10 protein-coding genes are annotated in these 12,628 nt (G+C 45.2%); 6 read left to right on the top strand and 4 right to left on the bottom strand.

The annotated features are described in order from the left end of the window. Window positions 1-105: 105 nt before the first annotated feature. Window positions 106-1,113 carry a DNA-binding transcriptional regulator CytR gene (gene cytR / locus ACOSVQ_RS19900; RefSeq protein ID WP_042484975.1) on the bottom strand — a complete coding sequence of 336 codons (1,008 nt, stop codon included), beginning with the start codon at window positions 1,111-1,113 and terminating at the stop codon, window positions 106-108. 309 nt (window positions 1,114-1,422) lie between these two features. Then, window positions 1,423-3,624: a primosomal protein N' gene (gene priA / locus ACOSVQ_RS19895; protein WP_491984173.1), complete on the bottom strand. Its 2,202-nt coding sequence runs from the start codon at window positions 3,622-3,624 to the stop codon at window positions 1,423-1,425. A 247-nt stretch (window positions 3,625-3,871) separates the two neighbouring features. Here priA and rpmE point away from each other — a divergent pair, with 247 nt between their 5' ends. Then, window positions 3,872-4,090 carry a 50S ribosomal protein L31 gene (rpmE, locus tag ACOSVQ_RS19890; protein WP_491984172.1) on the top strand — a complete coding sequence of 73 codons (219 nt, stop codon included), beginning with the start codon at window positions 3,872-3,874 and terminating at the stop codon, window positions 4,088-4,090. A gap of 191 nt (window positions 4,091-4,281) precedes the next feature. Further along, window positions 4,282-5,559 (top strand): malic enzyme-like NAD(P)-binding protein, encoded by a 1,278-nt coding sequence (locus ACOSVQ_RS19885; RefSeq protein ID WP_491984171.1) that lies wholly within the window; start codon window positions 4,282-4,284, stop codon window positions 5,557-5,559. 108 nt (window positions 5,560-5,667) lie between these two features. On the opposite strand, the gene metJ is transcribed toward ACOSVQ_RS19885, so the two are convergent. Further along, entirely contained in the window at window positions 5,668-5,985 is a 318-nt protein-coding gene (metJ, locus tag ACOSVQ_RS19880) for a met regulon transcriptional regulator MetJ (RefSeq protein WP_042484962.1), read from the bottom strand. 215 nt (window positions 5,986-6,200) lie between these two features. Between metJ and ACOSVQ_RS19875 the strand changes: the two genes are divergently transcribed. From ACOSVQ_RS19875 to metF, 3 genes are all read left to right on the top strand, one after another. Then, window positions 6,201-7,367: an O-succinylhomoserine (thiol)-lyase gene (locus tag ACOSVQ_RS19875; RefSeq protein WP_491984170.1), complete on the top strand. Its 1,167-nt coding sequence runs from the start codon at window positions 6,201-6,203 to the stop codon at window positions 7,365-7,367. Beyond that, window positions 7,367-9,778: a bifunctional aspartate kinase/homoserine dehydrogenase II gene (locus tag ACOSVQ_RS19870; RefSeq protein WP_491984169.1), complete on the top strand. Its 2,412-nt coding sequence runs from the start codon at window positions 7,367-7,369 to the stop codon at window positions 9,776-9,778. The genes ACOSVQ_RS19875 and ACOSVQ_RS19870 overlap by 1 nt, the downstream gene beginning before the upstream one ends. Window positions 9,779-10,055: 277 nt before the next feature. Beyond that, complete coding sequence (gene metF, locus ACOSVQ_RS19865; protein ID WP_491984168.1) at window positions 10,056-10,943, top strand: methylenetetrahydrofolate reductase; 888 nt, start codon at window positions 10,056-10,058, stop codon at window positions 10,941-10,943. Window positions 10,944-11,029: 86 nt separating this feature from the next. Here the strand turns inward: metF and zapB are convergent, their stop codons facing one another. Then, a complete protein-coding gene (gene zapB / locus ACOSVQ_RS19860; protein ID WP_165310063.1) occupies window positions 11,030-11,272 on the bottom strand; it encodes a cell division protein ZapB in 243 nt (80 codons plus the stop codon). Between the two features lie 321 nt (window positions 11,273-11,593). On the opposite strand from zapB, the gene glpX reads away from it, so the two are divergent. Then, entirely contained in the window at window positions 11,594-12,601 is a 1,008-nt protein-coding gene (gene glpX / locus ACOSVQ_RS19855; RefSeq protein WP_102941232.1) for a class II fructose-bisphosphatase, read from the top strand. The last annotated feature ends 27 nt before the right edge of the window (window positions 12,602-12,628 follow it).

Genomic DNA, 12,628 nt, shown 5'->3' with positions numbered 1-12,628 from the left:
TTTCAATAGTTATAAAATCTGCCCACATGTTAAAGCAGTTTAAAGCGAGTTAACAGACTATTCATGGCAGCACTGTTTTGTGTACTGCCATTGATATTAGCTATTTTAGTGAGATCGAGGTGGAGCGGCACTCTCGCGAACAATCAAATGCGTTTCAAGTAAACGAGAACCAGCTTGTACGTCATGACCACGTAGAAGCTCCAGCATCATTAGCATTGCTTGACGACCAATCTCATAACGAGGCTGAGAAATCGTCGTTAATGGTGGATCGCAGTATTGTGAGAACTGGATATCATCAAATCCAACCACAGAGAGATCACGAGGAATGCGCAAGCCTAAACGTTTCGCTTCTTGCATTGCGCCAATCGCCATTGTGTCGTTATGACAGAAAATAGCAGTAGGTGCATCAGGTAACGAAAGCAATTGGCGTACAGCTTTCACGCCCGACTCAAAAGTGAAATCACCATAAGTGGTATACGTCGGATTCATCGTAATACCAGCTCTGCGCAGTGCCTGCTGGTAACCTTGGTGGCGGAACTGGCAAAGTGTCGCACTTTCTGGACCAGAAATTTGAGCAATACGTTTATGGCCCAACTGAGTCAGATAGTTCACAGCTTCAAATGCCGAAGTTAGGTTATCGATGTGAACCGTCGGTAGCTCTAGTTCTGGTGCAAACTCACAAGCCATCACCATTGGCGGAAGATTTTTCTGCTCAGGTTTGCTCACATCAAATGGTAAGTCAGTGCCTAACAGCAACATGCCGTCGGCCTGCTTGGTAAAGACTAAATTAACGAATGAGCTTTCTCGTTTCTTCTGCTGACCACTGTCACCCAGTAAAACAAGATATCCATGCTCCATTGCAGCGTCTTCGATACCACGAATAATTTCGGTGAAATAAGGGTCACAAATATCCGGTACGATCGCTACGATGGTTTTGGATTCATTTCGACGCAGATTTCTCGCTAGAGAATTCGGTGAATAGCCAGCTTCTAAAACCGCTTCTTCTACGCGTTTGCGAGTTGAAGACGATACTTTCTCAGGATTCATCAGAGCTCGCGACACCGTCGCGGTCGATACGCCAGCAAGCTGGGCAACATCCTTCATTGTCGCCATGTTAAATAGCCCTCTTTTCTATTCCTTTGTCGTGTTCAAGCAAACCACGCTTAAACACGTTTTGTAATTATGTTAATGGCGCATAATTTGTGTGATACACACCTAGCCTTTCAGTGAGAAAAATACATTTCACAAAACGAAAACGTTTCACTGAGAAAATTCTACCGTTAGTCTATTCATTTCTAAGCAGAAAGTTACGGTCAAATTAACAAAATTTGCACTACAAGCGTGATTTTTATCACATTAGAGAATCTTTATATAGTACAGCGTATTACCCATCTTCATTTGCACCATTTAAAAGCAACAAAATCAGCTTAAATCTTGAGGCTCAATGTCCAGCGTCCAGCGTACTTTACTGGCTAATGGCAGCATTGAAATTGCAGGTTTGGCACTCATCAATATTTTTTGCATCACAGAGCGAGCTTCCGCTTGTAAAAGAAGTTGCCAGCGATATTTTCCGGCACGTTTGGCCAGTGGCGCAGGCGTTGGCCCTAATACCATACAATGCTGGTCAAATAACGGATGTGCTTCTAATGTATGGCGAACCTGACGCAAGAAATCTTCCACCATCTGAGACTGGTTCGCTTCTGCTCTAAACAGGGTCAGATAAGTATATGGTGGCAACATTGCCAATTTGCGCTCCGCTAAAGCAGTCAAGGCAAAATGGTGATAATCACGCTGAAGAAGATCTTGTAGTAAGCTGTGCTCTGGGTGGTGAGTCTGCAATATCACTTCGCCCGGTTTACTGGCTCGTCCGGCTCTTCCTGCTACCTGAATGAACAGCTGCGCTAAACGCTCTGAGGCTCTGAAATCACTGCTGTAGAGCGAACCGTCCACATCCAAAAGAGCCACTAAAGTCACATCAGGGAAGTGATGCCCTTTCGCCAACATCTGCGTACCGATAAGGATCTGGTATTCACCTTTACGAATCGACTGTAATGCCGACTCTAAGCTACCCTTTCGGCGAGTGCTGTCTCGATCGATACGAATGGTTTTATATTCAGGAAATAAATCTGCCAATTGCTTCTCAAGCTGTTCAGTACCGACACCAACTGTCACCAACTGGGTCGAACCGCAGCTCTGACACTGATGAATAACTGGGCGCTGCGAACCACAATGGTGGCAGCGAATTTCATTGCTGTATTGGTGGAAGGTGTAATACGCATCGCAGCGCTGGCAGTCGGCGATCCAACCACACTCGTGACACATTAATGCAGGTGAAAAGCCTCGGCGATTGAGAAATAGTAATACTTGGTTGCCTTCAATCAGATGACGCCGCATGTCAGCAATCAATGGTGCGGACAATCCACTTTCGAGATATAAACCTTTCACATCCAAAACGCTGTTGCGAGTAGGCACAGCTACACCAGCACGTTCTGTCAGTTGTAGATGATGATATTTGCCCGTTAACGCATTGTGTAACGTTTCTAACGCTGGAGTCGCTGAACCCAATACAATCGGAATCTGTTCTTGATTAGCTCTCATCACCGCCACATCACGGGCATGATAACGCAGACTATCCTGCTGCTTGTAAGAGCTGTCATGCTCTTCATCAACAATAATAATACCGAGATCCGCAAACGGCGTTAACAATGCCGAGCGAGTACCAATCACAATGCCTGCCACTTTATCGCGCGCCGACAACCACGCGTTTAGCCGCTCGGTATCATTGAGCCCAGAGTGAATCACTTCTACAGGCACATTAAAACGCTTTTTAAAACGGTTGATGGTTTGAGGGGTTAAACCAATTTCAGGCACCAGCACTAACGCTTGTTTCCCTTGCTCTAATACCGGCTTAATTAGGTTGAGATAAACTTCTGTTTTACCTGAGCCTGTAACCCCTTCCAATAAATAGCAGCCGAAACCTTTGCTACTGTTGACTGAAGCAATCGCAATGGCTTGTTCTTGGTTTAATTTTGGTTTTTCAACATCCGCTTCAATCTGCTTCGGCCAAGCTTTGAACTGCGGCTTCTGCTCACTAACTTCAATCCATCCCTTTTCTTGCAAGCTTTTGAGAGTCGCTGTGCTGACGTCTTCTTCCAACAATGAAGAATGAGAAACGGCGCCAGAAGTAAGAAGGTTCATGACTTGTGCTTGCTTAAAGGCACGTCCGAAACCTTGCATCATTTGGTTACGACCACTGGGTGTCATTTGCCACTCTTTACAACTGGCAAAGTCTGCAGGTTTACCTTTACGTAGCGCGCTCGGCATAGCGTTAGCAAGGGTATCGCCGAGAGGAAATTGATAGAACTGACTGCACCATTTCAGCAGCGAGTACAGTTTATCCGGCCAAACAGGTTGAGAATCTAAGACTTCTTTGACTGATTTTAACTGTTCAATTGAAAATTCGGATTCTTGCGCAAACTCGGTAACAATTCCCACCAGAGTTTGACGGCCAAATGGCACCGATACCCTTCCGCCAATAATTGGAAAAAGATGGCTAGGAATGAGGTAATCAAACTGTTTGTCTAGTGGCACAGGCAGTGCAACACGAGCTATCGTTGGGCGCATAATGGTTTTTAGAGAGCAAAAATCAAAGAAAATACAGTCTACTGGATGATGCAATGAAATTCGAGCAACTAAAGTGGCGAAAATAACAGCGAAAGCGGTTGATCAGTGACTCAGGATTCATTACTATATCGCGCCTTGATGAGACGCTTGTAAGAACGCTCTTCAAGTGTCACTAATTATTTATTAATTTACGTGTGGTGTCCGGCAAAGATTCGGATGGCGACACGGCCTAATTTGAGGTTATCCCATGAAAGCTGGTATCCACCCAGAATACAAAGCAGTAAACGCGACTTGCTCTTGCGGCAACTCTTTCGTTTTCAACTCTACTCTAGGTAAAGACACAATGCACCTAGACGTATGTGACAAGTGCCACCCATTCTACTCTGGTAAGCAACGTATCGTTGATACTGGTGGTCGTGTTGATCGCTTCAACAAGCGTTTCGGCGCTCTATCTAGCAAGAAGTAATTTTACTTTACGCGAAGATTCAAAAAAGGACGCTACGGCGTCCTTTTTAGTTTCTAACGTTCCGAAACCTCAACATTTCGAACCAAAGAATCTGGTCTTAGGAGCTCTATTTCTCGCGTATCAAAACTATGAAGATCCATTGACATACTCTAGAATGAGTGGCCTTAACAAAAACAATAAGGCTCCACCTAATGTCCAATAATGATCGCCATGAACTCACCGAGGAAGAAGCTTTTCGTCAGCAAGCCCTCGACTACCACGCTCTACCGACTCCAGGAAAAATTGCCGTCGCGCTAACCAAACCAGCCGATTCAGCAAAAGACTTAGCTCTCGCATACAGCCCAGGCGTTGCAGAACCCGTTCGCGAAATCGCACAAAACGTAGAAAACGTTTATAAATACACAGCCAAAGGCAATACCGTTGCGGTAATTTCTAACGGTACAGCCATCCTCGGTTTAGGTAACCTTGGTCCTATGGCATCTAAGCCAGTTATGGAAGGTAAAGCTCTATTATTCAAACGCTTTGCAAATCTAGACTCTATCGACATTCAAGTGAAACATCGCACTATCGATGAGTTCGTTGATACGGTTGCTAACATCGCAGATACCTTTGGTGGTATCAACCTCGAAGACATCAAAGCTCCAGATTGTTTTGAAATTGAACGTCGCTTGATTGAACGTTGTGATGTACCTGTATTCCACGACGACCAACACGGTACCGCAATTGTTACCGCGGCAGGTATGCTGAACGCTATCGAGCTGCAAGGCAAACAGCTTAATGAATGTACTATCGTGTGTTTGGGCGCTGGCGCTGCAGCAGTCGCATGTATGGAGCTGCTAATTAAATGCGGTGCGATGCGTGAAAAAATCTACATGCTTGACCGTAAAGGTGTGATTCATACTCGTCGTGATGATATCAACGAATACAAACAGTTATTTGCTAACAACACAGACAAACGCACACTTGAAGATGTTATCAAAGGTGCAGACCTGTTCTTAGGTGTTTCAGGCCCTAATCTACTCACCGCAGATGAACTGAAGCTGATGGCGGAGAAGCCTGTTGTGTTTGCATGTTCAAACCCAGATCCAGAAATCAAACCGGCTCTTGCACACGCTGTACGTGACGATTTAATCATGGGTACAGGTCGCAGTGATTATCCAAACCAAGTGAATAACGTACTGTGTTTCCCATTTATCTTCCGTGGTGCGCTCGATGTGCGTGCGAAAGTGATTAACGATGAAATGAAACTCGCTGCGGTTGCGGCCATTCGCGAATTAGCGAAAGAACCAGTACCAGAAGAAGTATTGAAAGCCGCAGGTGTTGATTCACTCACGTTCGGTAAAGAATACATCATCCCGAAACCGATGGATCCACGCTTACTACCACGTGTAGCAAAAGCAGTTGCTCAAGCCGCTATTGATTCTGGTGTTGCTCGTATCGAGATGCCAGAAAACTACATGGCGAACTAAATTCAGTTACTGCATTGAACGCAATAGCATCAAAAAAGCCCTGATTCAAATCAGGGCTTTTTACACATATCTGCACAATTGGGCGGAAAAACAGATTAACGACAGCAATTAGTCGTCGTAAGCCTCGAACTCAATGCCCATTTCTGTCATTAGCGCTTTCACTTCTGCTGGAATATCGTCCGGACGGTCTTTACGTAAATCTTCATCCGTAGGTAGTGGCTGACCAGTATAAGCATGTAAGAATGCTTCACATAAAAGCTCACTGTTGGTCGCATGACGCAGGTTGTTGATCTGGCGGCGAGTACGCTCATCTGTGAGTATTTTCAATACCTTAAGTGGAATTGATACGGTGATTTTTTTCACCTGCTCACTTTTTTTTCCATGCTCTGCATAGGGGCTTATATATTCACCGTTCCAGTCTGCCATTGCGCACCTTCATTGTTCGAATTCGAGTAATAATTCCAAAGGCTAGATTTTAGCGGGATTTACTGCCATAAGCAAAGACATATAGACGTCTAGAAGTATTGACGTCTCAAAAAATGAGAAGTAAAGTAAGATGCAATTCCCCAATATAGACGAACACATGTATTCTTACTGTGAATTTGGATGTCTATTTAAGAGTCTCAGGAAAGGAAACACTCATGACCAAACGCAAGCCAGCTACAATCGCAGTTCGTACCGGAATCGAATCAGATACTCAATATCACGCAGTCGTTCCGCCAATTTATTTATCGACTAACTATGGCTTCCCTGCGTTTGGTGAAGTGCCTCAATATGACTATACCCGTTCCGGCAACCCAAACCGTGGCTTATTAGAAAAGGCACTCTACGAATTAGAAAGCGGTGAAGGTGCAGTCGTTACTAACTGCGGTACTTCCGCGCTAAACCTGCTTGCGTCAACATTACTTGGCCCTAACGACTTCATTGTTGCACCACACGATTGCTACGGCGGCACTTACCGTTTGTTCAATACTCGTTCAAACAAAGGCGATTTCAAAGTGCTTTTTGTTGATCAATCTGATGAACAAGCACTTGCAGCGGCATTGTCGAAAAAACCAAAACTCGTGCTGTTAGAAACTCCGTCGAATCCGTTAGTGCGAGTGGTTGATATCGAGAAAATCTGCCAACAAGCAAAAGCCGTCGGCGCTCTAGTTGCTGTAGACAACACATTCTTAACTCCGGTTTACCAAAAGCCGCTAACGCTGGGTGCTGACTTTGTTATCCACTCAACCACCAAGTTCATCAATGGTCACTCAGATGTGATTGGCGGTGTGGTGATCAGTAAAACCAAAGCTCATGCTGAAGAACTAGCTTGGTGGGGTAACTGTATTGGTGCAACGGGCACACCATTTGATAGCTATATGACGCTACGTGGTATCCGTACTCTTGGCGCACGTATGCGTGTGCATGAGGAAAGTTCTCTGCAAATTTTGGATTATTTGAAATCACAGTCACTGATCAAAACCATTTATCACCCTAGCCTGCCTGAGCATCCAGGGCATGAGATTGCGAAGAAACAGCAGCTAGGTTTTGGCTCAATGCTGAGTTTTGAGTTTGCTGGTAGCTACGAGCAACTGAAGTACTTTGTTGGTGAACTAGAGCTTTTCTCTCTTGCAGAATCTCTAGGTGGTGTAGAAAGTTTGATCTGCCATCCGGCGAGCATGACTCACCGAGCGATGGGCGAAGCAGCACTTGCTGAAGCAGGCATTTCTCAACTATTACTGCGCTTGTCAGTTGGCTTGGAAGATGCGTCGGATCTTATCGCTGATTTGGACCAAGCCTTTACCAAAGCTAAGGAGAAGTTTTAATGACTGTTTCACGCCAGCTACATAAATTTGGCGGTAGTAGCTTAGCAGATCCAGAGTGTTATTTGCGTGTCGCGAACATTCTAAAAGAATACTCACAACCTGAAGATTTGGTGGTTGTTTCAGCGGCGGGTAAAACCACCAACCGCTTAATCGCATTTTTGGAAGCATTGAACAAAGACGGCCGTGTTGCCCATGAAACACTGCAATCATTACGTCAGTTCCAATGCAAACTGGTTGAAGACTTACTTGAAGGTGAAGTTGCTGACAATCTGTTAACTCAAGTAAACGGTGAGTTTATTCGCTTAGGTGAGCTAACCGCGCCACTGACCAAAGCACAGCAAGCTGCCGTGCTTGGACATGGTGAAATGTGGTCAGCTCGTTTGTTAGCAGCGCTGCTCAACCAAAGTAATTTGCCAGCGGTTTCACAAGACGCTCGCGAGTTCCTACGTGCAGAAGCAGGCACTCAGCCTGAAGTAGACCGTTCACGCTCTTATCCGCTACTGAAAAAAGTACTCGCTCAGCATGCACATCATCGTATCGTGATTACCGGCTTTATGGCTCAGAATGACCAAGGTGATACCGTTCTACTTGGTCGCAATGGTTCAGACTATTCTGCAACGGTCATCGGTGCGTTAGCTGACGTTGCTCGTGTAACGATTTGGAGTGACGTCGCTGGTGTATATAGCGCAGACCCACGTATCGTAGCGAACGCATGCCTACTGCCTCTTTTACGTTTGGATGAAGCCAACGAGCTGGCTCGCCTTGCTGCACCCGTTCTACATAGCCGTACACTCCAACCTGTTGCTCAAAGTGCGATGGAACTTCAGCTACGATGCAGCCATAAGCCAGAATCAGGCTCAACCAAAATAGAACGTGTTCTCGCATCAGGGCGCGGCGCAAAAATCATTACTTCATTAGATGAAGTACTGCTAATTGAACTTGAATTTGGTCATGGACATGATTTTGCACGTGTCTACGATGAAACCCTTGAGAAGCTCAAACGCGAACAACTTGAGCCTCTCGCATTTGAAGCACAAGCCGACCAACACAAGTTACGTTTGGCTTATACCGCTGAAATTGCATCTGGAGCACTGTCTTTCCTCCAAGACATCGCAACCGCAGCCGACATCAAACTGAAAGAAGGTTATACCTTAGTGGGCGCAGTCGGTGCAGGTGTCACCAAGAACGCTAACCATAGCTACGGCTTCTACCAACAGCTGAAAAATGCTCCGGTTGAGTTTGTTTGCGAAGCGGAATCAGAACTAAGCCTAGTCGCGGTACTACGCCAAACACCAGTTGAGAAATTGGTGGTCGGTGTCCATAACCAAATTTTCCAAGCGCAAAAGCGTGTAGCTCTTGCCCTATGTGGTAAAGGCAACATCGGTTCTAGCTGGTTAAAACTGTTTGCAGAGCAAAAAGAAGAGCTAGAAAAGCGCAGAGGTATGAACTTTGAGTTGGTTGCCGTGGTTGATAGCCAGACATACTGGTTCGATCCAAAAGGCATCGATCCGGAAACCGTACTCAACCGCTACCGTGATGAAGCTATCCCCAATGAAGACAATAGCTGGCTCTACAAGCTTGGCAAGCTGCAAGGCTACGATGATGCTATCGTGCTGGATGTGACGGCGAGTAAGATTCTGGCGAATCAGTATTTGGATATTGCAGAGCAAGGTATGCACCTTATCTCTGCCAATAAAGTTGCTGGTTCTGCATCGAGCGAATACTACAACGAAGTCAAAGATGCGTTTGCAAAGATCAGCCGTCACTGGCTGTATAACGCAACGGTTGGGGCAGGTTTACCTATCAACCACACCGTTCGAGATTTGCGTGAAAGTGGTGATGAAATCACTGCGCTGTCTGGTATTTTTTCAGGCACTCTTTCGTGGTTATTCCAGCAATACGATGGCTCAATTCCGTTCAGTGAGCTGGTGGATTTAGCGTGGCAACAAGGTCTAACCGAACCAGACCCTCGTAACGATTTGGACGGCTCTGATGTTATGCGTAAGCTGGTTATCCTTGCTCGTGAATCTGGTCTGGAAGTAGAACCACAAAGCATACGCGTTGAATCTTTAGTACCTAAAGAGCTACGTGATATTTCGTTGGATGATTTCCTTGATAACAGCAAATTGCTTAATGAGCGATTAGCTGAACGTCTAGCGAAAGCTCAGAAGCAAGATAAAGTGCTTCGCTATGTTGCTCGTCTGGAGAAAAACGGCAAAGCAAGTGTCGGTGTTGAAGCTCTGGAAAAAGATCATCCACTGGCAAACCTATTGCCATGTGACAACATCTTTGCCATAGAAAGTCGCTGGTACAAAGACAATCCTCTGGTCATTCGCGGACCGGGCGCAGGTCGAGAAGTGACCGCTGGCGCAATTCAGTCTGACCTCAACCTGCTTTCAAGCTTCTTATAACCTTATAAAACTCGCCGTAACTGGCGAGTTTTATCGTTTTACTGCTAGTAAATACCTTTCATCCAGAACAACACTCGAAGTTGCCGCAATTTGATATGAAAAATCACCATCTTGATTTTAAATTAGTTGAAATGGCTTCACGATCAACATGAGAAAAATTCATAATAGTTGGGTTGACATTAAAACGTATTCAATACATTCTGTAGCCATATAGACGTCTAAACGTCAATTTAAACGAATATCAGCGTTTGTAGCGAGAGCTACAAGGAGAGAAAAGATGGGATACACACACGCAGGCCATATTGACGCTTTAAATCAGAATATTTCTGAACTTTCTAACATTAATGTGTCTTTTGAGTTTTTTCCGCCAAGTTCAGAAAAGATGGAAGAAACCTTGTGGAACTCTGTACACCGTCTAAAAACTCTTCAACCTAAGTTTGTTTCTGTTACCTATGGTGCAAACTCTGGTGAGCGTGACCGTACACACTCAATTATCAAAGCAATCAAAGATCAAACGGGTCTGGTTTCAGCACCACACTTAACTTGTATTGACGCTTCTCGTGAAGAGTTGATTAATATTGCCGATGATTACTGGGCGAACGGTATTCATAACATTGTTGCGCTACGTGGTGATATCCCTCCTGGTGGCGGTAAGCCTGAGATGTATGCATCTGATCTGGTTGAACTATTAAAGTCTCGCCATGATTTTGATATCTCTGTTGCGGCATTCCCAGAGGTACACCCAGAAGCCAAAAGCGCTCAAGCTGACTTATTGAACTTAAAACGTAAAGTGGATGCGGGTGCTAACCGTGCTATCACTCAGTTCTTTTTCGATGTAGAAAGCTACCTGCGCTTCCGTGACCGCTGTGTGGCTGCTGGTATTGATGTAGAAATCGTACCGGGTATTCTGCCAGTATCAAACTTTGCACAGGCATCTCGTTTCGCAGCGCAGAACAACGTGAAAGTACCAAGCTGGATGGCAAAACAGTTTGAAGGTTTGGAAGATGACGCTGTGACTCGTCAACTAGTAGGCGCAAGCCAAGCCATCGATATGGTTCGCGTGCTATCTCGTGAAGGCGTAAAAGACTTCCACTTCTACACGCTAAACCGTGCCGAAATGACGTACGCGCTGTGCCATACGTTAGGTGTTCGCCCTACTCGTTAATTTTGAAGATATCGACTTTCTCGATATTCGAAGCATAAAAAAACGCCGATGTTGTTCGGCGTTTTTTATTTGTGAAAAGTTCAGGCTTATTCCACGTCATCCATTTTGCCAAGTAGGCTACGAATACGCTCTTGCCATTGATCGTGCTCTTGTTGGATTTGTTGCGCTTTTTGTACAGAAGCTTCGTGGTTTGCTTTCAACTCATTTGCTTCTTCAACTAGCTTTTGCTTCTCTTCTTTAAGCTCTTCAACTTCCATTTGCAGTAGAGCGATTGTGTCAACCGCGGTTTGGATTTTTGCTTCTAGTTGTTCTAGTACTTCAAAAGACATGGTACTTACCCTTTATTGATTCGGTTGAAATGGACAAAACGTCACTTATTGCCCCATTCTACTCAGCCCAGCCCAGAGAAACACTCACTATATTCGATCTTTTTCGCTATTCGCTTAAAAAAACAGCGCAAATTTACCTGACGCTAACTTTCACCCAAGAAACTGACTACGCGATGATCAGAATCCTTCCGGTAACGTGCTAAATCTCACTATCTTTTGATCCAATACAACTCTCTACTGGGCTAATTAGCAAACGTTTTCCTACTATTATGTTAGAATGCCGCCGAAAATTATCCCCTATCGTTCTGAGTTGGAGTGAAAATGAAACGTGATTTAGCAATGGCTTTTTCTCGAGTCACAGAAGGTGCTGCACTAGCAGGTTATAAATGGCTTGGCCGTGGTGATAAAAACGCCGCAGACGGTGCAGCTGTAGAAGTCATGCGTACACTACTGAATCAAACCGAAATCCAAGGCGAAATTGTTATTGGTGAAGGGGAAATCGACGAAGCACCGATGCTGTTCATCGGTGAAAAAGTTGGCTTAGGCGGTGATGAAGTAGACATTGCCGTTGACCCAATCGAAGGCACTCGTATGACAGCGATGGGTCAGTCGAATGCATTAGCTGTTCTTGCTGCTGGCGAAAAAGGCAGTTTCCTAAAAGCACCAGATATGTATATGGAAAAACTGGTGGTTGGTCCGGGAGCGAAAGGCTGTATCGACCTGAATAAGCCGCTGAAAGAAAACCTAGAAAACATTGCTCAGGCTTTAGGTAAATCACTTGATACGCTTGTGGTTACAACGCTTGCCAAACCTCGTCACGACGCAGTGATTGCTGAAATGCAGCAGATGGGCGTTCGCGTTTTTGCAGTGCCAGATGGCGACGTGGCAGCTTCAATCCTAACTTGTATGCCAGATAGCGAAGTGGATGTGATGTACTGTATCGGTGGTGCACCTGAAGGCGTGGTATCAGCTGCGGTAATTCGTGCTCTTGATGGCGACATGCATGGTCGCTTACTTCCTCGTCACCAAGTAAAAGGTGATACCGAAGATAACCGTATCTGGGGTGCTAGCGAGCTAGAGCGCTGCAAACAGATGGGCGTTGAAGCGAATGTGGTTCTGAAGATGGAAGATATGGCGCGTAGCGATAACATTATCTTCTCAGCGACGGGTATCACTAAAGGCGATCTACTGGAAGGCATCTCTCGTAAAGGTCATATTGCAACAACAGAAACTCTGTTGGTTCGCGGACGTTGCCGTACAATTCGTCGTATTAAATCGATTCACTATCTAGAGCGTAAAGACGCAGAGATTCGCGACATTATTCTCTAAGTATCAAACGTAAAAATCCACCTGCAT

Source organism: Vibrio sp. HM8-C (assembly GCF_058630515.1).
Note: the sequence above shows the minus strand (reverse complement) of the source record. Positions and strands in the feature narration are given on the sequence as shown.